The sequence below is a fragment of the Pseudomonas uvaldensis genome (assembly GCF_021271205.1).
In the GTDB taxonomy this organism is placed as follows: Bacteria; Pseudomonadota; Gammaproteobacteria; order Pseudomonadales; family Pseudomonadaceae; genus Aquipseudomonas; species Aquipseudomonas uvaldensis.
Genome location: NZ_JAIWKS010000006.1, coordinates 21,792 through 45,785, shown reverse-complemented (window position 1 = coordinate 45,785; position 23,994 = coordinate 21,792). Strand labels below are relative to the sequence as shown.

General features: G+C 62.3%; 18 protein-coding genes. 5 read left to right on the top strand and 13 right to left on the bottom strand.

All coding sequences use genetic code 11. The annotated features are described in order from the left end of the window. Nucleotides 1-175: 175 nt before the first annotated feature. Nucleotides 176-1,336 carry an AAA family ATPase gene (locus tag LCU97_RS15055; protein WP_232777026.1) on the top strand — a complete coding sequence of 387 codons (1,161 nt, stop codon included), beginning with the start codon at nucleotides 176-178 and terminating at the stop codon, nucleotides 1,334-1,336. A gap of 307 nt (nucleotides 1,337-1,643) precedes the next feature. Here the strand turns inward: LCU97_RS15055 and LCU97_RS15050 are convergent, their stop codons facing one another. The 4 genes from LCU97_RS15050 to LCU97_RS15035 form a co-directional block, all read right to left on the bottom strand. Then, nucleotides 1,644-2,426 (bottom strand): MetQ/NlpA family ABC transporter substrate-binding protein, encoded by a 783-nt coding sequence (locus tag LCU97_RS15050; RefSeq protein WP_232777024.1) that lies wholly within the window; start codon nucleotides 2,424-2,426, stop codon nucleotides 1,644-1,646. A gap of 170 nt (nucleotides 2,427-2,596) precedes the next feature. Beyond that, nucleotides 2,597-3,451: a sigma 54-interacting transcriptional regulator gene (locus tag LCU97_RS15045; protein ID WP_053148090.1), complete on the bottom strand. Its 855-nt coding sequence runs from the start codon at nucleotides 3,449-3,451 to the stop codon at nucleotides 2,597-2,599. 59 nt (nucleotides 3,452-3,510) lie between these two features. Next, on the bottom strand, nucleotides 3,511-4,092 hold the full coding sequence (locus LCU97_RS15040) for an alpha/beta hydrolase (protein ID WP_053148092.1): 582 nt from the start codon (nucleotides 4,090-4,092) through the stop codon (nucleotides 3,511-3,513). 107 nt (nucleotides 4,093-4,199) lie between these two features. After that, the gene (locus LCU97_RS15035) at nucleotides 4,200-4,445 is read right to left on the bottom strand and encodes a DUF2789 domain-containing protein (RefSeq protein ID WP_232777023.1); all 246 of its coding nucleotides are present in this window, start codon (nucleotides 4,443-4,445) and stop codon (nucleotides 4,200-4,202) included. Between the two features lie 218 nt (nucleotides 4,446-4,663). On the opposite strand from LCU97_RS15035, the gene LCU97_RS15030 reads away from it, so the two are divergent. After that, nucleotides 4,664-5,152, top strand: a complete 489-nt coding sequence (locus LCU97_RS15030; protein WP_269802957.1) for an NfeD family protein — start codon at nucleotides 4,664-4,666, stop codon at nucleotides 5,150-5,152. 1 nt (nucleotide 5,153) lies between these two features. Then, nucleotides 5,154-5,915 carry a slipin family protein gene (locus LCU97_RS15025; protein WP_053148098.1) on the top strand — a complete coding sequence of 254 codons (762 nt, stop codon included), beginning with the start codon at nucleotides 5,154-5,156 and terminating at the stop codon, nucleotides 5,913-5,915. Between the two features lie 163 nt (nucleotides 5,916-6,078). Here the strand turns inward: LCU97_RS15025 and LCU97_RS15020 are convergent, their stop codons facing one another. From LCU97_RS15020 to LCU97_RS15000, 5 genes are read right to left on the bottom strand one after another with little or no spacing between them, the layout of a single operon-like run. Continuing rightward, nucleotides 6,079-7,023, bottom strand: a complete 945-nt coding sequence (locus LCU97_RS15020) for a sulfotransferase (RefSeq protein WP_232777019.1) — start codon at nucleotides 7,021-7,023, stop codon at nucleotides 6,079-6,081. After that, complete coding sequence (locus LCU97_RS15015; protein ID WP_232777017.1) at nucleotides 7,011-7,796, bottom strand: aspartyl/asparaginyl beta-hydroxylase domain-containing protein; 786 nt, start codon at nucleotides 7,794-7,796, stop codon at nucleotides 7,011-7,013. The genes LCU97_RS15020 and LCU97_RS15015 overlap by 13 nt, the downstream gene beginning before the upstream one ends. Before the next feature lie 12 nt (nucleotides 7,797-7,808). Continuing rightward, nucleotides 7,809-9,320, bottom strand: coding sequence for a TolC family protein (locus tag LCU97_RS15010; RefSeq protein WP_053148105.1), 1,512 nt, complete (start codon nucleotides 9,318-9,320; stop codon nucleotides 7,809-7,811). A gap of 44 nt (nucleotides 9,321-9,364) precedes the next feature. Further along, a complete protein-coding gene (locus LCU97_RS15005) occupies nucleotides 9,365-16,606 on the bottom strand; it encodes an Ig-like domain-containing protein (RefSeq protein WP_232777016.1) in 7,242 nt (2,413 codons plus the stop codon). Nucleotides 16,607-16,659: 53 nt separating this feature from the next. Beyond that, nucleotides 16,660-17,496 (bottom strand): sulfotransferase family protein, encoded by an 837-nt coding sequence (locus LCU97_RS15000; RefSeq protein ID WP_053148110.1) that lies wholly within the window; start codon nucleotides 17,494-17,496, stop codon nucleotides 16,660-16,662. 311 nt (nucleotides 17,497-17,807) lie between these two features. On the opposite strand from LCU97_RS15000, the gene LCU97_RS14995 reads away from it, so the two are divergent. Both LCU97_RS14995 and LCU97_RS14990 read left to right on the top strand, forming a co-directional pair. Then, nucleotides 17,808-18,395, top strand: a complete 588-nt coding sequence (locus LCU97_RS14995) for a phage tail protein (protein ID WP_053148112.1) — start codon at nucleotides 17,808-17,810, stop codon at nucleotides 18,393-18,395. A 46-nt stretch (nucleotides 18,396-18,441) separates the two neighbouring features. Beyond that, nucleotides 18,442-18,753 (top strand): DUF6916 family protein, encoded by a 312-nt coding sequence (locus tag LCU97_RS14990; protein ID WP_053148114.1) that lies wholly within the window; start codon nucleotides 18,442-18,444, stop codon nucleotides 18,751-18,753. Between the two features lie 120 nt (nucleotides 18,754-18,873). Here the strand turns inward: LCU97_RS14990 and LCU97_RS14985 are convergent, their stop codons facing one another. From LCU97_RS14985 to LCU97_RS14970, 4 genes are read right to left on the bottom strand one after another with little or no spacing between them, the layout of a single operon-like run. Further along, complete coding sequence (locus LCU97_RS14985; protein ID WP_053148116.1) at nucleotides 18,874-19,365, bottom strand: GNAT family N-acetyltransferase; 492 nt, start codon at nucleotides 19,363-19,365, stop codon at nucleotides 18,874-18,876. Nucleotides 19,366-19,374: 9 nt separating this feature from the next. Continuing rightward, entirely contained in the window at nucleotides 19,375-21,471 is a 2,097-nt protein-coding gene (locus LCU97_RS14980; RefSeq protein WP_232777014.1) for an efflux RND transporter periplasmic adaptor subunit, read from the bottom strand. A gap of 1 nt (nucleotide 21,472) precedes the next feature. Continuing rightward, complete coding sequence (locus LCU97_RS14975; protein WP_232777012.1) at nucleotides 21,473-22,792, bottom strand: efflux RND transporter periplasmic adaptor subunit; 1,320 nt, start codon at nucleotides 22,790-22,792, stop codon at nucleotides 21,473-21,475. Beyond that, nucleotides 22,789-23,574, bottom strand: a complete 786-nt coding sequence (locus LCU97_RS14970) for an efflux RND transporter periplasmic adaptor subunit (RefSeq protein ID WP_232777010.1) — start codon at nucleotides 23,572-23,574, stop codon at nucleotides 22,789-22,791. Before LCU97_RS14970 ends, LCU97_RS14975 begins: the two co-directional genes overlap by 4 nt. Between the last annotated feature and the right edge of the window lie 420 nt (nucleotides 23,575-23,994).

Below are 23,994 nucleotides of genomic sequence, written 5' to 3'. Positions count from 1 at the left end.
CCTTTGCGTTGTACGGACGTGCCAGTGACGATACGACTGTGAGCTTAGAGCAGGGTTCAGTGGTTGCACAGAATCACAATGCAGAAGCAATCAGGCAAACTGCTCTTTTTTTGCGCAGGCAATGGCAAGCCAAGCGAGTCGGCGCCTGCAAGTCCAGCCAGCAGGACAATCTCTCATGCTCAAGACCCTTGCGGTGGCCAACTACCGATCCATCAATGAACTGGTCATTCCCCTCGGCCGCCTGAACCTGATCACCGGTCCCAACGGCAGCGGAAAATCCAACCTGTATCGCGCCCTGCGGCTGTTGGCGGAGACGGCCCAAGGCGGGGTCGTCAACGCCCTGGCTCGTGAAGGCGGACTGGATTCGACCTTCTGGGCCGGGCCGGAACACATCAGCCGACGCATGCGCAACGGCGAGGTCCCCGTCCAGGGCAACGTACGCCAGGCCAGAAAACGCCTGCGCCTGGGATTCGCCGCCGAAGATTTTTCCTATTCGATCGCCTTGGGCCTGCCGGAACCCAGTCTTTCCGCGTTTTCGCTGGATCCGCAGATCAAGCGCGAGACCATCTGGGCCGGGCCGGTCTTTCGTCCCGCCAGCCTGCTGGTGGACCGCAACGGGCCGATGGTGCGCGCCCGGGAGGGTCGCTCATGGGATGTCCTGGCCCAGCACACCAGCACCTTCGACAGCCTGTTCGACCAGGTGGGCAGCCTGCGTACGTCCCCGGAGGTCTTGCAAATGCGCGAGTTCATCCGTCGCTGGCGTTTCTATGATCATTTTCGCAGCGACGCCGAGGCTCCGGTGCGCCAGCCGCAACTGGGCACCCGCACGCCGGTGCTGCACCACGACGGCCGCGACCTGGCGGCCGCCCTGCAGACCATTCTGGAGATCGGCGACGTCGAGGCGCTGCATGCCGCCATCGGCGATGCATTTCCCGGCGCCCGCCTGGACATCGAAAAACTCCAGGGCGGACGTTTCGCCATCGCATTCCAGCAGCATGGCCTACTGCGTCCGCTATCCGCCGCCGAGCTCTCGGACGGCACCCTGCGATATCTGCTGCTGGTGGCCGCCCTGCTCACACCGCGACCGCCCTCGCTGATGGTGCTCAACGAGCCGGAAACCAGCCTGCACCCGGACCTGTTGCCTGCCTTGGCGCGGCTGATCATCCGGGCTTCGGCCAATTGCCAGGTCTGGGTCGTATCCCACGCCACGCGCCTGATCGCCGCCTTGCAGCAGGACGACGATTGCAACTGCATCATGCTGGAGAAAGACTTGGGCCAGACCGGCGTAGTGGGCCAGGGCATGCTGGATGCTCCTGCGTGGAACTGGCCGGATTGACTGACGGTATTTGCAGAGGCCGAGTAAGAAGGCTATTTTCCTTTGCGCTGTAGGATGGGTCTAATTTTCTAGCAACCTCTCCAAGGAATCACAGCTCAAGGCCAGACTCCATGGCTTCCATCACAAGGACGATAAAAATGGCTAACGTGAAAGCTCCGCAACCCCTGGACCCACAAGATATCGTCAAACTGTTGATGGCCTTGCGCCGGGCATTGAAGACACGGCCTGCATAGAGGAATCCAGGCAATAAAAAACGCCGACGCTGGCAAGCCGTCGGCGTTGAAGGTTTCAAGCACGCGTAGTCCGATCAGAACGCCGGCAATACCGCGCCGCTGTATTTCTTCTCGATGAACGCCTTCACTTCAGGACTGGTCAGGGCCTTGGCCAGTTTCTGAATGGCCGGGTTGTCCTTGTTGTCAGGACGGGCCACTAGGAAGTTCACGTAGGGCGAATCCGAACCTTCGATCACCAGAGCGTCCTTGGCTGGGTTAAGACCCGCTTCCAGGGCATAGTTGGTGTTGATCAGATCCAGGTCAACCTGGTCCAGGACCCGTGGCAGCATGGCCGATTCCAGTTCCTTGAACTTGAAGCCGTGCGGGTTCTTGGCGATGTCTTTCGGCGTTGCAAGGGCGTTTTTCGGATCCTTGAGCTCGATCAGGCCAGCCTTCTGCAGCAGAAGCAGGGCACGCCCGCTGTTGCTGCCTTCGTTAGGCAGCGCGATGGTCGCGCCGTTTGGCAGATCGGCCAGGTTCTTGTACTTCTTCGAATAACCACCGAACGGTTCGACGTGAACGCCGATCACAGTCACCAGATTCGTACCTTTGCCTTCGTTGAAGTTCTTCAGGTAGGGCAAGGTCTGGAAGTAGTTGGCGTCCAGGCGCTTCTGGTCAACTTGTACGTTGGGCTGGACGTAGTCGGTGAAGACCTTGACCTGCAGGTCGACGCCTTCCTTGGCCAGGGCCGGCTTGATCAGTTCGAGGATTTCAGCGTGGGGCACCGGAGTCGCCGCCACCACCAGTTTATCCGCCGCCTGGGTCAGGCCCGAGGTCAGGGCTGCCGCCAATGCGGTGAACAACAGAACCTTTTTCATGCAGTGTCCTTATCGAATATCACTGTCGTCATTGACGACGGCCTATGTGAAGGTGCCAGCGAAGTGCTATCGCTGGCGTGGTACGGAAGATACCGATATTTTTTATTCCTTAACAATATCTTTTATAGATTCACATATATCAATAATTTATATGGTGCCCTCTGCTCCTGCTACACATGCGAATCGGATATCCGAGCTTCCGTTAAACGCGGCAAATTAAGATGTTCCGGCAATATGTAATCCCCAATGCTCACCAACAACGCAAAATGAATGACGTTCTCCAACTCGCGGGTGTTGCCGGGCCAACTGTGCCGTTCAAGCGCACGTTGCGCCGCTTCGCTGATCAGCGGCACGGCCAGGCCAAGGCGCTGGCTGTAGATGCCCAAAAAATATTCGGCCAGGGACAGGATATCGCCGACCCGTTCGCGCAAGGGCGGCAACTCGAGCCGGCCTTCACTCAGGTAGTGATACAGCCGGTCATGAAATTTCCCGGCGGCCACTGCTTGCGCCAGGTCGATGCTGGTGGCGGCGACCAGTCGCACGTCCACGGGGCTGGGTTGATGGGCGCCCACACGGGTGACTTCGTGATTTTCCAGGGCGGCCAGCAATTTGACCTGGATCGGCAGCGGCAGATCGCCGATCTCATCCAGGTACAGCGTGCCGCCATTGGCCGAGCCGAACCACCCGGCCCGGCTGCTGGCTGAGCCGCTATGGCTGCCGGCGGCATAACCGAACAATTCGGCGTCGGCATAGGTCGGGCTGATGGCGCCGCAATTGACTGACACAAACAACCCACCGCGATTGCTCTCGCGATGGATGTGACGGGCCAGCAATTCCTTGCCGGTACCGGTTTCACCGCGGATCAACACCGAGACCGAGCGCGGTGCCAATGTTTCCAGTTCCTGGCGCAACTGCCGCGAACGCGGGTCGACAAACACCAGCGCCTTGGCGCGGATGCTCAGGGGGCTTTTTTCCGCATCGGGAAAGGTCAGCAATGACTGACCGAAATGCTCATGCGAACTCATGGCAGACTCCAGCCCTGCACCGTCGGCAAGACGGGAGGGCACTTATATTCACGGGCGATTCACGCGCGACGCAGGGCGTGGTGCTCCAGGCGGTTTTGCAGCCGGTAGAGATACGCGAAACCCTGCTCCCAACGATGGTGGCCGGACTTCACATTGATGTGTCCCGCCCCCGACAGGATCCCGGCCTCGGCTCCCCAGCGGCGCGCCAGTTCCAGCGCACGGGGGGCGCTGATGGCAGGGTCGTTGTCAGAACTGACCACTTGGCTTGGGAATGGCAACAGGTCGCAGGGAATCGGCGCGAAATTGCGCAACGCCGGAGCGCAGGCCGGGCGCTCGACATCTGCGGGCGCCACCAGCAACGCCCCACGCACCTGCCTGAGAAGTTGCAACGGCGCAGTGGCGGCCCAATGGGCAACCGTGATGCAACCCAGGCTATGGGCGATGAGGATCACTGGCGTGCTGTCGGCGGCGATGGCTTCGGCCAGTGCGGCGACCCAGTCTTCGCGCCGGGGCGTCAACCAATCGGCCTGCTCGACCCGGACGCTGTTGGGCAGGCTGTTCTGCCAGTGGGTTTGCCAATGATTTTCCGGCGATCCTTGCCAGCCCGGCACAATCAGGTAGCGAATCGATTCGTTGCGCATGGGTGCTCTCCTGCGTGTCAGTTCAGGCACGAGTATAGGCAGGAGAGTTATATTCTTTAAGGAATAAGAAGCTATTTATTAATAACCAAAATATTAGTCAATACGGATCACCCCTCACGCCCTTTCCTGAGCAACACATCCAACTGATCCACCACCACCGCCCAATCCGCGTCCTCGAGAATTTCCTCCCGAAGCAACTGCCGCTGGCCCTCGCTCCAGAAAAAGGCGTCGGCCAGGTGCAGGCCGGGCTTGAGGGGTGAATGGCTGACCATGAACTTATCGATACTCTCGGCATCGTCGGGCAGACCCAGTTGCTTGAACAACGCAGGGAGGTTGTGGACTGGCTTTTCCATGGGGGCTCCTGGACTTCAAGGATGGCAGGACGCGTTTTTCTCTTGGCAGTTTAGTCTCTTGGCAGTTTAGTCTCTTGGTAGTCTAGCCCTTGAATGACCGCCAGACTGTTCGGAGTTCGATCAATCCATGACTCGGCTAGACTGTAAGTGAAGCCACCCGAGTCGGTGCTGTGGAGGGTCCGGTGAACATTCGCTTCGTGTTGGTCGCCTTGCTGGTCATGAGCACACCTGCGTTCGGCGCCGAGGACCTCGGGCTGGCGGCCGCCAACCCGGTGGGGTTTTGGTTGATTGCCCTGGGCGCGGCACTGCTGGTCGTTGAAGCGGCCTTGCCCAATTACGGCGTGGCCGGGCTGGGGGGCATTGTCTCGTGTGTCATCGGCGCGATTATCCTGACCAACGCCGACGTGCCTGTGCCCTTGATGATCGGGTTGGGGCTGGTCAGCGCCTTGTTGCTGATCGTCCTGTTGGTTCGTGCATTGAAGACCCACCCGCGCCAACCTGTCAGCGGCGATTCCGCCTTGTTGGGCAGCGTCGTCACGGTGACTGAGCTGCAGGCCGGTAATCATCACCATGGCTGGGTCCGGTTGGAAGGCGAGCGTTGGCAGGTGGCTTGTGCGACGTCGCTGCGAATCGGGCAAGCGGTACGCGTCATCGCTCGAAAGGGGCTGCTGCTGGAAGTGGCCCCCGCCGATTCACAAGGAGCATGAGATGGGTATGCAAATCGGTTTTACGCTGCTGCTGATACTGTTGATCGCGCTGGCGGCGTCCACATTCCGGATCCTGCGCGAATACGAACGGGCGGTCGTGTTCCAACTGGGGCGGTTCTGGCAAGTCAAAGGACCGGGGCTGATCCTGCTGATTCCGGTGGTCCAGCAAATGATCCGCGTCGATCTGCGCACCATTGTGCTCGACGTACCGCCTCAGGACGTGATCACCCGCGACAACGTCTCGGTGAAGGTCAACGCGGTGCTGTATTTCCGAGTACTCGACCCGCAGAAGGCAATTATCCAGGTGGAAAATTTCCTCATGGCCACCAGCCAACTGGCCCAGACCACCCTGCGCGCCGTCCTCGGTAAACACGACCTGGATCAATTACTGGCCGAACGCGAGCAGTTGAACGGCGACATCCAACAGGTGCTTGACGCCCAGACCGACGCCTGGGGTATCAAGGTGGCGAACGTCGAGATCAAACATGTGGACCTCAACGAATCGATGATCCGCGCCATTGCCCGGCAAGCCGAAGCCGAACGGGAGCGACGGGCCAAAGTGATCCACGCCGAAGGCGAATTGCAAGCTTCGGAAAAACTCATGCAGGCCGCCGAAATGCTCGGGCGCCAGCCGGGTGCCATGCAACTGCGCTACATGCAGACGCTGGGGTCCATTGCCGGGGACAAGAGCTCTACCATCGTGTTTCCACTGCCGATCGAATTGCTCAAGGGGATGGCAGAGCTGTCGCCCAACAAGCCTTAGGCTCTGTCTGAAAAGCCTTGATACTCGTTCATGCTGCGTTGAAAACCGGCTCGGAATGCTCATTTACTCCAGTAAACTGCGCTTCCTCGCCGGTTTTCGCCTTGCCTGACCTTCGTCTCAAGACTTTTCAAACTGAGCCTAAAGTACGCCCATCCCTGTGGCCTCAGGATTTTCTCAGGCGCTCAAGCGCCTCGTAGGGCTCCTGGGCCCAATGCATTACCCGCTCGCGCAACAGCGGCGAAGCCTCTCGACGCTTGTCTTCGCTATCACCGGCAAACGCCTGCAACGGTTGTTTGGCGTGTTGTCCGACTGCAGTGAAAGCCTGTTTGAGTTGTGTATCATCCAGCCGGAAAAAATCCGCCAGCCTGCCCGCCATCGCCCCGGGTAATTCGCCGTAGTTGACCACCCTTCCGGCAAACGCCCGGCAGTGTTCCACGCCTGTTTGCAGCAGACGCCCCAGTCGTCGCGGGATGAAATCTTCCTGCCCGGCGAATGGTAATTCATCGTCCAGCACACTCGCTCCGATCATACCGGGCACCATGTGCATGCCGGGACGGCGCAAGTGAGAAACGGCGATTTCCACGGGATCGCGATACACGAACAGCCAGGGGGTATCGGGAAAGCACTCGCGCAGCAGTGGCAATTCACCGATATTCCAGGCGTCGAGTTTGACTACCAGCCGCTGCTCGATACCTCGTCGGCGTTGCCCGTAGGCCGACAACAACCCTTTGAGCGCCAGGCACCGCTCAGCGTGCGGCAAGTCGCAACGCAGAAGGGTATCCAGCGGCGCAGGCTCGGAGATGACGATGTGGTCTTGCAGTTGTGCAAGCATCTGGCTGACCAATGTCGAACCGCATCGGGAGGCGTGGAAAATGAACACACCGGGATCAAGACCAGGACTTTGCCGTTGCCATTGCGCCAGGCTGCTCAAAGGCGTCTGGCGACGAAACACCTGGTTGAATGGCAAGCGCAGGGCCTGCTCCACCGCGTCGCCGAAAAACGGCTGCGACAATCGTCGATCCCCGAACCAGCACCAATCGACCTTCCACTGCCCGCTCTCCTGCCATACGCGGATCGGCAGCCAGCCGTCCAGGCTCAGGCCTTCCATTGCTCACGCCCCTGCCGACGGCCGTTGCGCATGGCCGCGCGCAGTTCTTCGCGAGTGACATGCAGCCCGCACCGGGCAGCCGACTCGATGACACGTTCGGCGAAGGCCTCTACGTCGTGCAACCCTCGCAGGGTCCGGGCAAGTTGCGGATCGGTTTGCACCTGCTGCTGAAAACGCATCAAGTCGCTTTGGCCGGTGCCAGCGGCCGGTGTGGCAGGTAGCCCTTGGACAATCTGCTGCTCCAGCCATGGGTCAGGACGGCAATCGAGTACCAGATGAACCCTTGGCAACGCATCTCGATTATCCACGCGATGGGGCCGCGACAAGTCGAGGAACCAGCACTCTCCGGCCTTCATCGGAATGCGTTGTCCATCCAGCCAGAAATCCACTTCAGGCGGACTGAGCAAGGGGATGTGCAGACGCAGGTCACCGTCCGGCCCACCCAAGTCATAGTCACGGTGCTCGTGAATCCGTCCGCCGGGCCCGAGTCGCAGCAATCGGGCCGAGACGATATCCAGAGGCCAATCACGCAACGCTTCCTGCCAACGACCGTCAGCTGTCCAGGGCGCCCGGAACAAGGGCTGGCCGCGTCCGGGTGACAATTCGGTCAACGCATCGGCAGCCGAAACCAGCGCCACGCCACTCCAGTCGCCGGTGTGGTAGGCATTGTTGAAATGCCCCTGCCAGCACTCATCTTCAATGGCCGCCAGTGCTTGCAATAGCAAGGGCAGGTTCACCGCCACCGGCAGCCGTGAGAACGCAGGGCGCGTCATGGCAGCGCCCTGTCAGGGCGTCACCGCTGCCTTGGGAACCGTGATGTCGCCCTGTGCCCAGGCGGCTTCACGATTGGCCAGCGCCGTGGCAATCGACTGCACCTCGGTGGATTTCACTTCGTCGGGCAACGGGTCGAGGCCAGCGCTGGCGAAGATCTGGCCATAGGCGTTGCGCAGGTCGGCATAGGACAGGTCCCGCCGCAGATCGGCCTGCAAGGTGTTGAGCTCGCCCTGGATCAGGTCCAGCTCACCGATGCCGGCGGCCTGATGACGGCTGCGCAATTGACCGACGATTTGCCCGTCGATGTCCGACAGTTGCTGGTTGGTCTTGAACTGGCGCAGCGCATCACGATAGTTGGCATTGGCGACATACAGTTGCGCCAGCACCGCAATCGACATCGCCTGGCGACGCGCCGCCGCCACTTCTTCACCGGCCTTGGCCACGTCGATGGCCGCCGGCGCGGAGATCACATTGAACAGGTTCCAGGTGACTTTCACGCCATAGTCGGCCCAGCCCTGTTCCACCAGGAACGAGTTGCTGTCGTAATGCCCGCCGGCAGAAAACTCCAGCCCCGGCAACAGGCGCAGCATGGCCTTGCGGGTCTCGGCGGCAGTGATACGTGTCTGGTAGTCCTGCTCGCGCAGTTCAGGGCGGCTGGTCAGGGCTTCCTGTTCCAGGCGAGCCATGTCGACCTTGAGTTCCGGGATCTCGTATTCATCCGGCGTCGCCAAGGTCAGTTCGGTGCCCAGCGGCAAGTTGATCAGGGTCGCCAGTTCGGTCTTGGCCAGGGACAACGCGCGCCGTTGCTCTTCGAGCTGGCGGGTCGCCTGGATCAGCGAACGCTGGTAACCCAAGGCTTGCACCGGGTCACCGATGCGCTGCTCGCTCATGCTCTGGCTGTTGTTGCGCGCCGCCTCGACACGGGCCATCAGGCTGTCGATCTGCTTGAGCAACCGCTCGGCGGCCATGGCTCGCCAGTAGGCTGAGCGCACGTCCTGGACGATGGTGTTGATCACCTTGCGCCGGCGCTCCTGTACGATCAGGCGCTGGTCGCCGGCCTGCTTGGCGCTGATGTAGCTGACACCGAAGTCGAGCACGTTCCAGACCATGGTCAGGTCCGCCACTTCACGGTCGCGGTCCTGGGAGGTCGACGGTTCCAGGGACTGGGTGCCGGTCTCGACGCTCTGGCTACTGGAAGCGTTGACGTTGTTACGACCGACATAACCCGCGTCCAGCGCCATGCGCGGCAGCATGTCGAAACTGGCCAGGTCCAGTTGCCGCTTGGCCAGGGCCTCTTCCATGACCTTCAGGCGGCCTTCCAGGTTGTACTTCACTGCCCGGGCCATGGCCTGGTGCAGGGTCAGCGGACCACTGAGGGGTTCCTGATCCTTGTACATGTTCTGCAAGTCGGTCTTGGCGCGTTGTTCACTGGCGCTGCGATCGATCGGTTCACTGGTGACTGCACACCCGCTGACCACCAACGCCAGCAGACTCATACCGAATAACTTCTGACTTCTATTCATTCCCTGGATTGCCCCTGGCTGCCGCACAATTTTTTTTGAATTCTTCAGGCCAGTACCCGACTGATACCCACCTGTTGTAGAGCCGTTGCCAGGCTGTCGACCTGACGCTGTTCAGTGTCCTTGAGGTGCTGCAATTGCTGGCCCAGCGTCGGTGCCCCGAACATTCCCCGTATCCCCTGGGACACATCCCCGCCCTGCATCGACGGGTTGTCGAAGGCGTCCAGCGACTCGCTTTCGGAACCGGAGTCCTGATTGAACAGGCTCGAGATCGTGCTGATGCCAAACACACCGCCATCGCCGCCCCCAAAGCCCAGGAACCCATGCCCCGAGCCATCGCCGCCGGCGTCGTTGCTGAAGACCTGGGCAATATAGCTCGGCGCCAGTTCGCCACGGTTGATGAAGATGTCGCCTATCGGCCGCAGGCCGCCGCCCACATCCCGCTGCTCAAACAACGGAGGGAAGCCCAACGGCGATCCCAGGTCGCCTGTCGGCGGGTTAAAGATGATCGGCTGCAACGGCACGTCGGACGGTGGAACGACCGTAATCGGGTCCGTTGTCAAAAACTCCGGTGGTGGCTTCACGTCGTTAGGCACCACGGTGTCGATTGCATAATTGTTGGACACCGCCACGCTGGCCCCGGCGTTGCCTGTCAGGTCACTGACATTGCTGGTATCCAGGGCGATGAAGTTGCTCGGGTCAGTCAGGTTCACCGTCGGGGTGAACGTCGCGGTCCAGGTCCTGCCGCCATCGCTGGTGGTCAGGTTGGTCAGTTCACCGTTGGTGACGCTGAGGTCCGACAGGTCGAAATCGGTCACCGCTTCGCTGAAGGTGAACGTCACCTGGGTCGTCTGGCCGACGCCCAGATTCGGATTGGCGACGACGATCGTCGCGGTCGGCCGGGTGGCGTCGAGCGCATAGTTGCCGGAGATGGCGATACCCACGCCGGCATTGCCGGCGACGTCCTGCACCGTGCTGGCATCGAGCAGGATCAGGTTGGTGGTGTCGCTGACGCCCACTGTCGGCGTCAAGGTCGCGGTCCAGGTCAGGCCGCCGTCACTACTGGAGAGATTGGACAACACGCCATTGGCAACGCTGAGGTCTGACAGGTCGAACCCGGTCACCGCCTCTGTGAAGCTGATGGTCACGGTAGTGGTCTGGCCGATGCCCAGGGTGTTGTCGCCCACCACGACGGTGGCGCCCGGACGCACTGTGTCGACTGCGTAGTTGTTGGAGTCCACCACGCCGACGCCGCTGTTGCCCGATACGTTGGTCACGCCGCTGGTGTCCAGGCTGATCAGGTTGCTGGTGTCGCTGACACTGGTTGCCGGCGTGAAGGTGGCGGTCCAGGTCACTCCGCCATCGGAAGACGAAACGTTGCTCAACGTGCCGTTGGCAACGCTCAGGTCCGAATTGTCGAAACCGCTGACCGCTTCCGAGAAGGTGATGGTCACCAGGGAGGTTTCGCCCACTGTGAGCGAGCTGTCCGCAACCACGACAGTGGCCGTCGGCACTCGGGTCTCGACCGCATAGTTGGTCGAATTGGTGGTACCGGTCCCCGCATTGCCGGCCGCGTCGCTCACGCCGGCATTGTCCAGCGTAATGAGGTTGGTGGCGTCGCTCAGACCCACGGTCGGCGTGAAGGTGGCTGTCCAGGTGATGCCACCGTCACTGCTGCTGACAGCGCTCAGGGTGCCGTTGGCAACGCTGAGGTCGTCGTTGGTGAAACCGGTCACCGCCTCGCTGAAGGTGATGGTCACCTGTGCGGTTTCACCCGGTCTCAACGTCGAATCGCTCATCACAATCGTGGCAACCGGGCGTTGGCTGTCGACGCTGTAGTTGTTGGAGTCCGTCGTGCCGCTGCCCACGTTGCCGGCCAGGTCGGCGACGCCGCCATTGGCGAGGGTGATGACGTTGCTGGTGTCGGTGATACCACCGGTCGGCGTGAACGTGGCCGTCCACGTGATGCCGCCATCGCTGCTGCTCAGTCCGGAGATCGAACCGTTGGCGACCGTCAGGTCGGCGCTGGTGAAACCGGTCACCGCCTCGCTGAAAGTGATGGTCACCAGCGAGGTCTCGCCAGCGGCAATGGCCGTGTCGGCGACGACGATAGTCGCGGTGGGACGCACGGTATCGACGGCATAGTTGTTGGAATCGGTCGTGCCGACGCCGGCGTTGTTCGAAACGTTGCGCACCCCGGTATTGTCCAGGGTGATCAGGTTGCTGGTATCGGAAACGCCGACGCTCGGGGTGAAGGTCGCCGTCCAGGTGACGCCGCCATCGGAAGACGAAACGTTACTCAGCGTCCCGTTGCTGATGGTCAGGTCACTGTTGTCGAAACCACTCACCGCTTCGTTGAAGGTGATGGTCACCAGCGACGTCTCGCCGATGCTCAGGGAAGTATCGGCTACCACAATGGTCGCGGTCGGCACCTGGGTATCAATGGCATAGTTACCGGAATTGGTGGTGCCAGTACCCGCATTGCCAGCCGCATCGCTCACACCGCTGTTGTCCAGGGTAATCAGGTTGGTCGCATCCCGGGTACCGGGAGCCGGGGTGAACGTGGCCGTCCAGGTGATGCCGCCGTCGCTGCTGCTGACGGCGCTCAGGGTTCCGTTGGCAACGCTCAGGTCGTCATTTGTGAAGCCAGTCACCGCTTCGCTGAAGGTAATGGTCACCAATGACGTTTCGCCGACACTCAAGTTGGAATCGGCCACCACAATGGTGGCGACCGGGCGTTGGCTGTCGACGCTGTAGTTGTTGGAGTCCGTCGTGCCGCTGCCCACGTTGCCGGCCAGGTCGGCGACGCCGCCATTGGCGAGAGTGATGACGTTGCTGGTGTCGGTGATACCACCGGTCGGCGTGAACGTGGCCGTCCACGTGATGCCGCCATCGCTGCTGCTCAGTCCGGAGATCGAACCGTTGGCGACCGTCAGGTCGGCGCTGGTGAAACCGGTCACCGCCTCGCTGAAAGTGATGGTCACCAGCGAGGTCTCGCCAGCGGCAATGGCCGTGTCGGCGACGACGATAGTCGCGGTGGGGCGCACGGTATCGACCGCATAGTTGTTGGAGTCGGTGGTGCCTACGCCGGCGTTGTTCGCGCCATTGCGCACCCCGGTGTTGTCCAGGGTGATGACGTTGCTGGCATCGGAGATACCGACGCTCGGGGTGAAAGTCGCCGTCCAGGTAACGCCCCCGTCGATGGATGAGACATTGCTCAGCGTCCCGTTGCGGATCGTCAGGTCGCTGTTGTCGAACCCATTCACCGCTTCATTGAAGGTGATGGTCACCGTCGTGGTTTCACCGATGCTCAGCGACGAGTCGGCGATGACCACGGTCGCCGTCGGCACGTTGGTGTCGACCTGGTAGTTGTTCGAACTGGTGGTGCCGGTACCGGTGTTGCCCGCCGCGTCGTTGATGCCGGCGTTGTTCAGCACGATCACGTTGGTGGTGTCGACGACGCCCAGGGCAGGGGTAAAGGTAGCGGTCCAGGTAATGCCGCCATCGCTGCTGCTGACTGCACTCAGCGTGCCGTTGGCGACGGTCAGGTCAGAATTGTCGAAGCCACTGACCGCCTCGCTGAAGGTGATGGTCACCAATGATGTTTCACCGACACTCAACGCCGTATCGGCCACGACGATGGTGGCGGTCGGGCGCTGGGTATCGACCGCGTAATTGTTGGAATTGGTGGTGCCGCTGCCCGCGTTGCCCGCTCCGTCCGTGACGCCGGTGTTGTCCAGGGTGATCAGGTTGCTGGTATCGGAAATGCCGGCCGATGGGGTGAACGTCGCGGTGTAGGTGATGTTGTCGCTGGTGCTCAGCCCGCTCAGCACACCGTTGGCCGCGGTCAGGTCGGCCAGGGTGAAACCGGTGACGGCTTCGCTGAAGGTAATGGTGACCACCGACGTTTCGCCCGCGCTCAGCGTGCTGTCGGCGACCACGATGGTGGCGGTCGGACGCACGTTGTCGATGGCGTAGTTGTTGGAATCGGTGGTCCCGCTGCCGGCGTTGCCCGCGGCGTCAGTCACCCCGGTGTTGTTCAGGGTGATCAGGTTCGTGGTATCGCTGATGCCCGCCGTCGGCGTAAAGGTTCCCGTCCAGGTAATGCCGCCGTCGCCACTGCTCAGACCGGTGACCGTGCCGTTGGCGACCGTCAGGTCGGCGGTGGTCAGGCCCGTCACGGCTTCGTTGAATGTGATGGTCACCAGCGAGGTTTCACCCACGCTCAGTACCGTATCGGCGACCACGATGGTTGCAGTCGGGCGCTGGGTGTCGATCGCGTAGTTGTTGGAGTTGGTGGTGCCGGTGCCGGCGTTGCCGGCCGCGTCCAGTACACCGGTATTGGCCAGGATGATCAGATTGGTCGCATCAGTGACGCTGGCGCTCGGCGTCAGAGTGGCGGTCCAGGTGATGCCGCCGTCGCTGCTGCTCAGGCCACTCAGGGAGCCGTTGGCAACCGTCAGGTCGGCCAGGGTGAAACCGGTCACGGCCTCGCTGAAGGTGATGGTCACCAGGGACGTTTCGCCGGCGCTCAACGCCGTATCGGCCACCACGATGGTAGCCGTCGGGCGCAGCGTATCGATCGCATAGTTGTTGGAGTCGGTCGTGCCGGTATTCACGTTCCCGGACAGGTCGGCAATGCTGCCACTGTTCAACGAGACCAGGTTCGTGGTGTCGCTGATGCTGGCGCTCGGAGTCAATGTCCCGGTCCAGGTGATGCCGCCGTCGGCGCTGCTCAGGCCAGTGATCGTGCCGTTGGCGACAGTCAGGTCGGCGGTGGTGAAGCCGGTCACGGCCTCGCTGAAGGTAATGGTCACCAGGGAGGTTTCACCAACGCTCAGCGCTGTATCCGCCACCACGATAGTGGCCGTTGGACGGGCGGTGTCGATGGCATAGTTGTTCGAGTTGGTCGTTCCCGTACCCGCGTTGCCGGACAGGTCCGCAACGCCGGTATTGTCCAGGGTCACCAGGTTGCTGGTGTCAGTGACGCTGGCGTCCGGGGTCAGGGTGGCCGTCCAGGTGATACCGCCGTCGGCACTGCTCAGGCCAGTGAGCGTGCCGTTGGCGACCGTCAGGTCGGCAGTGGTGAGACCGGTTACCGCTTCGCTGAAGGTGATGGTCACCAGGGAGGTTTCACCGGCCCTGAGTGCGGTGTCGGACACCACGATGGAGGCGGTGGGAAGCACGGTGTCGTTGACCGCGTAGTTGTTCGAATCGGTGGTGCCCACGCCGGCGTTGCCGGCCAGGTCGGAGACCCCGGTGTTGTTCAGGGTGATGAGGTTGGTGGTATCGGTGATATTGCTGGCCGCGGTCAGGGTGCCGGTCCAGGTGACACCGCCGTCGCCGCTGGTCAGCGTACCGATGGTGCCGTTCTGCACCGTCAGATCCGAGGCACTCAGGCCCGTCACGGCTTCGGAGAAGGTAATGGTCACCAGCGACGTGGCGCCGGAGTTCAAGCTGGTGTTAGCAACCACGATGGTCGCGGTAGGTGGGGTTTCGTCCGGTACATAGTTGGTATTGATGGTACCGCCGTCACCATAGACATTGGCCACTGACGCCGGAGTGACACCGGCCGTGCCGGCACTCGTCCCACCAATACCGCTGCCGCCGGCGTTGCCACTCATTGCCGCGAAGTTGGCGGCGGTGATCAGCACCGCCCCCTTGTTCCAGATCGCGCCGACACCGACACCGCCCGCGCCGCCCGCCTGGGTGTAGCCCCCGCCGGCACCACCACCGCCACCACCGCCGCCTGCGCCGACGTTGTTGGAGATGACCGAGTTGCCGATGATCCGCAGGGTCGCGCCGGTGTCGTTGTAGATACCGCCGACTGCGCCACCGCCGGCACCGCCGATGTCGTTATAGCCGTCGCCGCCGCCACCGCCACCAATGGACAACCCGGCGCTGGAGGCCGAGCCACCGGCAGAACCGGTGCTGTAGCCGGGATAGGCAGCGCCGCCGGCACCGCCGGTAGAGGAGCCGCCACGGCCACCGATATTGAAGAAGCCACCACCGGCACCGCCCTGGTTGGTCGAGCCAAGGGAGCCCGAGGAGTTGAGCGTATCGCCACCGCGGCCGCCGATCCCTCCGCCGATCGCGCCACCACCGCCGCCGCCACCACCGGCGTATTCCGGCGTCACACCGCCACCGCCACCGCCACCTGCCGCCACGTTGGCAGTGACCGTGACGTTACGCAGGGTCAAGGTGCCGGCGTTATAGATCCCGCCGCCCTTGGCCACCAGCGCATCGTCGCCGCCATTACCGCCATTACCCGAGACGATGCCACGGGTAATCACCAGGCCGTCGAGGGTGGCCGTGGTACCGGACGACACGCTGATGACCTGGGTACGGAATTGGCCATCCAGGGTGACATCGGCAACGTTGTCATTGTTGAGGTCGCCATCGATGGTGACGTTCCTGTTCACCACCAGTACCTGGGTCAGGGCGACGGTCATGCTGCTGTTGAAGGTGACGATGTCGCCGTTCTGCGCAGAACCCAAGGCCGCGCGCAAGGAGCCCACGCCGGAATTGGCATTGTTGGTGGCGGTCCAGGTGGCCAGGCCCCACTGGTACTCGCTCATGGCCTTGGCCGATAGCACATTGGCGCTTTCGATGTTGCCGGTGGCGATTTCCAGGTCCCAGTCACCGCCCAGGCCCGTGCGGTCGTTGGATGCCGCCACGTCACGGCCGGTCAACTGCGACAGGGAATCCACCAGGCTCAGGCCACGATCACCTTCGGCGGTGTAGCAGCCATAGATCAGGATATCGCCGCCAACATTCATGTCCTGGCCGATCTGCGCCAGCACTTCGCTGCGGGCCTGGACGTTGTCCGCCGACAAATAGCTGTTGCCCAGCCACAAGTCCCCGGCGTTACCGTGGGCGATGATCTGCACCGAGCTGATGCCTTGGTGGGTGTCCAGGTAATCGGCGATCTGTTGCAGGCCATCCTTGGTGGCATCCAGTTGCACCACCTCGGTACCGGGCGCCACGCCCTCGAGCAGGTTAGCGGCATCCTTGACCCGTGAGTCGACAAACACCACGGACTTGCCCGGAACGGCGGCCTGGGTGGCATCCACCTGCCCCTGGGGCGCATGGCTGCTATCGGCCGACTGATCGGCGGTGGGCGTCTTGGCGGCTTCGGCCGTGGGCTGGGCGTCCGGCTGCGCCGCGTCGGCCACGGTGGCGGCCACCGCGCCGTCGAACAACATTCGCGGCTCCAGGGACATGATCATTGGCGATGCCAGGGCCTGTGCGCCCTCGGTTACCCGCGATTTACCTTTGCTCCACCACATGACGATCACCTGGACTCGAACTTCTTGAATACGCGAATGAAAGAAAACCGCGATCAGCTGATCGCGGCGTCGGTTTTCACACGGATGACATTGGCAGCGCTGGCGGACCCGTCGCGCCAGAACGACAACTCGGCATATTTTTCAAACAGATCCGGCGGCAGCAGCGTGCGCCGGGCCTGCGGCGCGACCCTGGGCTTGACCTTGTGCAGCCCGGCCACGCCCAGGGCCTGGTCGAAGGCTGGCGCGTCGTAGGTCAAGTGATTGAAATCGTGCTCGAACCACGGCTCGCCGATGAATTCGTAGACCAGCCGCATCACTCGCTCGGGGGCCTGGCTCAGCAGGTCGTAATCAACGATCAGCAGCGATTCGGCGTTTTCCCCGTAATAGGCTTCCTTGAGCGCTGTCCAGGCAAACCCCACCAGGCGATTACGCTGGGCCAGGGTTTCGCAGCGGCTGTAGACGGTGTTGCGCTCGTCATCGTCGTTGAACAGCTTGGTGTTCTCGAACGGGTTGGCGCGATAGAGCCGCTCCAGGCTGTCGAGAATCCAGGCGACGTTGCGCACGCACGCGATGGTCTTGGCCTGAGGGAAAAGATCCTGCAAGGCCGGCAGCCGGGCGCACCAATGGCGGTTGGTATCGAAGATGACAGGCTTGTCGGCCTTGTCGGCGTAGTACGAGTCGAACAGTCCACGCAACAGACGCCGACGCTGCTCGGTGTCGATCACCGAGCCAAACTCACTGCCGGCGCTGCATTGTTGCAGGACGCCACTGAACAGTGAGCCAACGGGACTGGTCATGCCGGCATGGAAGCGTGGATTCTGCAGAAGAATCGCGGAGAGGAGGGTCGAGCCCGAGCGTGGCAGGCCGGAGATAAAGTGAAACTGCGACAAATCCCTTCACCATTTGTAGTCCCTTTGTAGCGCAAAGCGTAGCCGAGGAAACAAATGTCGCCTAGTAGTACTTTGATATCAAATCCACCTGAAACCGTAAAAAAGATGGACGGTAGGGAGCGCCGGGAAACCTGAATCGTTTAAGCCGCACGGCTGCTTTTTTCAGCGCCTTGGCCCGGCAGAACGAAACATCCCCGTCTACGCTCAGCCGTGCGTGACCAGGCCTGGAAGTGAGGAGTCGGACTGATCGCATCTTACTCGTCGTATCCGCCAGGTACCGCCAGACCAATGACCTGAGGGATGAGGATTTTATGGAAGTATTCATGGGTACCATCCAGCCGTTCGCCTTTAATTTCGCCCCCCGTGGCTGGGCGCTGTGCAACGGGCAGACCATCAGCATCGCGCAAAACTCGGCGCTGTTTTCCTTGCTCGGCGTGACTTACGGGGGCAACGGCCAGACCACCTTCATGCTGCCCAACCTGCAAGGGCGCATGCTCATGGGCATGGGCAACGGCCTGGGCCTGACTCCCCGTGTGATCGGTGAAGTCTCCGGCACCGAAAACGTCACCCCGACGCTGAACAACCTGCCTGCCCACACCCACACACTCACCGGCCTTACCGCCTCGACTACCCTGCAATTGGCGAACCCGGCCAGCAATCCGGTGAACACACCCACGGCCACCAACTCATTCATCGGCACCTCGGGTACAGGGCCAGGTTCGGCGGCGATCTATTCCGACCAGATAGGCGCCTCGCCGGTGCCGCTGCAGGGCGTGAGCACGACCGTCAGCGGTACGGTTTCTCCCGCCGGAGCCGGCTTGCCCCTGCCGATCATGAACCCATTCCTGGCGATCAACTTCAGCATCGCCCTCGAAGGTATCTTCCCTTCCCGCAACTGACGACCCACCGGAGGGCCACGGCCCTCCGGCCTTGTGGAGTGACGACATGCTGCAAAAGGTTCATAGCCACCATTTCCAGCCGCTGCTGGGCCAGACCCGAAGCCTGGTCCTGCCGGACGGCAGTCGCTTGCCGGTGCGGATCGAACATCTGGAAGAAACACCCCGGGCCAGGATGCCGAACGCCGAACGGATGCCGTTCAACGTGGAACTCAACAGTCTGGAAAGCACCGAGTTCGTGGATGGACTCTGTGACCTGGAGATGCCCGGGCTGGGCACGCTCGAAGGGGTGTTCGTGTCGAGGGTACCCGCTGCAGGTCGGGATCCGACGGTGGGCTACTTCCACATCGCATTCAACTGAACGAGGCTGATGCCCTGCGGGAGCGAACATGCCCGCGATGGCGGAGGGTCAGTTTGCATCCATGTCCAATGGCCCACCCTCATCACCGGCAAGCTCGCCCCCGCAGTCGACAGCAACTGCTCAGTTGCCTTTCGGATACCAGACCAAACGCTCTGCCGCCAGGTTGCTTTCCTGGACTTCGAAACCCATTGCCAGGTAATGCCGACGAGCGTGGGGATTATGGGTCCAGACCACCGTCGCCACCGGACAGCGGATCTGTTGCGCGGCTTTCTGCACCCCCTGCAGCACCGCACGACCGTAACCCTGGCCGCGAGCCTGGGGGATGAAAGCCAGGTACAGCACTCGGATCTCGTTGGGCCCGAAATCGGTGCTCAGGGCGCCGATGGCCGTGCCGAGCTTTTCCACGACGTAATGCATGGCGTCAGGAAAGTTCTCCCCCAACCCTTGTTCCTGCACCTGAAACTGCTGGTCGATGACCTGCCGCACCTGCTCGGGGTCGCCATCGATCCATTGCAGATCCGGCCGCGCCGCCTGATACAGACTTTGCAAGAACGGCCCGTCGCTGAACCGCGATGGTCGTATCACCAATCCTTCTGCCGCGACTGATTCCATGCCCGCTCCTTAGAATCCGCTTTCCCTGACGCCCAGCGCCGCCAAGCGTCGCCAGGCCGCTCCCAGTACCGACTCGCCCTGCCCTTGCAACACCACGACACCGCGCAGCGGCTGTACCGGCGCGTTCGTAGCCTCGATGGCACTCAAACGCACACCGTATTGAGCCTGCACCGGCTCGGCCCGTTGCTGCGCATCACGGCGTACGGCTATCGGCCCATGATGATCGGACGTCAACGCCTGCTGCTCGACCCAGGCCGCGCCATTGGTGTCGATTTCATCCAGGCGTACGGCTATCGAGGCGTGCACCGGATCATCGGCAATGAAGCGCCCTGTCGCGCCGCTCTCGACCCGCCAGAGCTCGGCTTCGGTCAGGTAGCCGCGCAATCGTGAATCGGTCTGCACCACTCGCGCCAGCGCCTGGGTGGGCGCCAGCCAGCGGCCCACCGTCAATTGCGGCAGTAGATCGCGCACTTGGCCGGCGTGCGGTGCCCGCAATAACAGACGCTCGCGCTGAGCGACCAGGCCTCGGTATTCGGCCACTGCTTCAGCCAATTGCTGTTCGACAATGCCAGCGTCGGCAGCGGTTTCGCTACGCCCGGCCTGGCGGCGCATCTGCAGCTGCTGGATCTCGATTTCCCGACGCACGATGGCCAGGCGCGAGGCCATGTCCGGCGACTCCAGCTCAATCAATACATCGCCTTGGGCAACGGTCTGGCCGTCGTGCACATTCACCTGCTTGACCCGCGCCGCCACCGGGGCATGCAAGGCACTGGTGCGACCGGCCTCCAGCATGGCCGGCACGTCCACGGCGCTGCGCCATGGCAACAACAGCAGCAGGACCACCCCCGCCAACACCAGGCCGGTCAGCAGCACCCGTGGACCATGGGCCTGTTCGCGACGGCTCCACCATTGTCGCCATTCATTCACGATGGGCATAAAAATGAACCACACCAATTCCACCATCATCAGGAAAATGCCCAGCACCTTGAAGAACAGGTGATAGACCGCCAGGGCGATACCCAGGAACAACGCCGCCCGCCACAACCAGGCGCCGTACCCCCACACCAGCAAGCGACGACGCATCTTCGGCGACCAGGGTTCCGGCGCCGACGCTCCGTAACCGAACAAGGCTTCGCGCAGACGCCAGCGGCACAGGGCGAACGCACGGCCCTGGAGGTTATCCACCGCCCAGAAATCACTGAGCAGGAAATAACCGTCGAAACGCATGAACGGGTTCAGGTTGATGAGAAGCGTGGTGATCCAGGTGGCACTGGCCAGCATGAACGCCGCCGTACGCGCCGGCCCGTCACCCAGCAACGACCAGGCCAGCAATGCGATGCACGCCAGTAACAACTCCGCCAGGACCCCGCCGGCACCGATCAGCAAGCGGGCCCGGCGGTCATTGATCCGCCAGGCATCGCTGACGTCGGTATAGAACATCGGCAGCAGCACCATGAATGCCACGCCCATGCTTTGCACGCGACACCCGGCTCGCTTGGCCATGAAGGCATGGCCGAACTCATGGCACAGTTTGGCGAACAACAATGCTACGCCGAATGCCAGCGCACCACCGAGGCTGAACAGATGCGGGAAGGTCGCCACGAACCGCTGCCAGTCCCGCGAAACCAGGAAAATGCCCAGCCCCAGGGTCAGGGGCAGGCCATAACGCAGCAAGCCAGGACCGAATCGCGCGAGCCACGGCCAGGCCCGATTGAGAAAGGCATCCGGGCGCCACAGTGGGATGCGGAAAAACAGGTACTGATGCAGCAGGATCTGCCAGAGGCTCTGGCGCTGGGCGACCTGCTTGAACAGGTAGCTGTCGCGCTGTTGCGGATCCATCGCACTGATCAGGTCGTGCCCGCGCAGAAAACCCAGCAGTTGCTCCAGCGACTCCTGGGTAAGCGGCAGGCCCGGCTCCCGATTCGCCGCGTGCAGCACCTGCTCCGGATCGCCCAGGGACCAATGCCGCAGCATGCGCATCGCTGCCGCGCCGAGCTTGAAATAACGACCGCGCACCGGATCGGCCAAGGTCCATTGAGGGGACCCGTCCGGGTCCGGAGCCGCCGGGGACAACTGCAGGTCCGGTCGCAGGCTCGGCAGGCTCATGCTACAAGCCTACGCTCTGGCGCAGGCCGGCCAGGGGCCGCCGCAACAGGTACAGCGCCAGGGGCGCGCGGTCACCGAAGATCTTCGCCGTGCCCCGCAAGCCGATACGCGGCGCCGCCGCATCGAAACGCGCATCCAGGCGATACGCCAGTTGTCCGGCGGCAGTGGGCTGCGCTTCGTAGGCCGAGCGTTCCAGCCAGGCCAGGTGCCGCTGCAACGGATCGCTGTCGAGAAACAGCGCTACCTGCGCACCGGGGGTCAATGCAATCGCATCGCCCACCGCCAATTCGATACGCAACTCGGCCTGGTTCGGGTCGGCAATCTCCATCAACCGCTCACCGGTCTGCACGGGCTTGCCAAGCCAGCGCTCGGCATCGGGAAAGACCGCGATTCCATCTCGCTCGGCACGCACTTCGCTGCGCTTGAGCAGCTCGATGGCGTAGTTGCGCTCGGCGCGTTTCTGTTCGACGCGGGCGGCCAGCAGATCGATCTTGGAGCTCGATTCGGCATCGGCGAATGAGCGTTGGGAATTGGCCTTGAGCTCTGCCTCGGCCACACCCAGGGCACGCTCGGCCACATCGGCCTGGGCCTTGAGGCTGGTGCTTTCGAAGCGCAGCAGCAACTCGCCGTTCTTGACGGTCTGGTTGGGCTTGACCAGGAACTCGGCGATCACGCCATCCAGCGGCGCCGCCACGACCTGTCCACCCAGAGGCACCACCTCGGCCGGCGCCAATACCGACTGGCGCACCGGAATCAGCAACCCCAGCAACAGCACCACCGCCAATGCGACCTGGCGCTTGCGCGTCCAGCGCAGGCGCCAGGGTTTGCGCGGTTGCAACGCGAGCCAGGCATGGCTGTAGGTATCGCCCAGCTGGGACAGCAGCACCTGTTCGGGGGGAGTCCATGGCAGGTCACGGGCCAGCCACAATCCGCCGAAGACCTGGCCCTGCTGATCGATCAATGGCAACCAGAACACCTGTCCGGCCGACAGGCTTGCCCAGTCCGCCCGGACGGCTTCGCTCACCCCATCGGCGGCGATCACCCGGGCCTGGTCGAGCAGGCCCTGCTTGAACAACTGCGCTACTGCCTGCTCGACAAACGCCACGAACGGCGCATTGGGCTCCACGGCGCTGACGCCGGTCACCGCCTGCACCTTGCCAGCGATCAATAACGCAGCGTGGCGAAACCCGAACAATGCCTGCCCATCATTGACCAGGCTGTAGCTCAATTGCGCCGGAGTACGCGCGGCTCGCGTCTGGCGTTCCAGGTCGAGGAAGCGGGCGAAGACCTGCTCGGTGCTGCCCGTCAGCGGCGCGTTCACTTGGGCTCCGCGAAACGTGCCGTACCGCTCATGCCGGACAACAGACCATTGGCGTCGGGCAGGCTGGCCACCAACAATAGGGTCTGGCTGCCCTCGTCAATACGTGCGCCCAGCCGTTTGACCGTCGCTTGCAGCGGCTTGCCGGTTTCATCGGGAATGAACGTAAAGGATTGACCCGGCTTGAGCCTGCCCATCCAGCGGGACGGCACCAGCAGATGGATTTCCAGGGTGCGGTTATCCACCACATCCAGCAACGGCGCACCGGCCGCCACGCTTTCATAACGCTGGACCTTGCGCGATACGACCTGCCCGTCGAACGGCGCAACGACACTGCAGCGCTTGACCTGGACTTGGTAAACCTGGGATTGCGCCTGCGCCTCGCTGACCCGGGCCTCGGCCCGCGACACTTCAAAACGCCCAACCGATTTCAACGACGCCAACTGGCGGTTATGGGCCAACTCTTCACTGGCCCCCCGGGCCGCCGCCTGGGCCGCATTGAGCTGGGCCTGATAGGCCGAACAATCGAAACGCGCCAGCGTATCGCCCTTCTTGAACGACTCGCCCTCACTGAACGGCAACTCCACGATACGCCCGGCCAACTCGCTGGCCAGCACCGCCTGGTCCCGCGCCCGAAGCACCCCCCGCGCCTCGCTGCCACCCGGTGCACTCGCGGTGACATTGTTCTCCAGCAGCGGATCGTCCGCTGCAGGCGTCTGCGCCTGGACGCCACACGCTACGAAGGCCAAGGCCAATCCCATTACCCAACTACCCAAACGCAACATAACCGCTACTCCCTGACGGATGGGCGGAGTCTACGACAGCAGTGGGAAGCGTCAAGGGAGTCGGGAAAAGCGAGTGGAAAACTCTTGTTTCAAAAAGCCATGAGTGGGCTCAAACACCGCTTGGTTTTTTCTGACAGAGGCTGGGATCAAATCCCACAAATATCTCGGTAGATCCGCTCGTCTTGATCAACCAGGGACGATGGACAATCCAAGCCCCTCAGCAACCACCAACGCTATGGAAGGCCATTGAAATACGTTCTCACACATTGGCTCCAGAACAGCGTGACCATCAGTTGTGAAGACGCACAAAACTCGTCTTGCCGGTGCCAGAGCCAGATCGTCCACGGTTGACGCGGAATCTTTCCAGAATTAGGATCCTCTCACTGCTCAACCTCGTACGCAGAGATTAAGTTCTCTGGC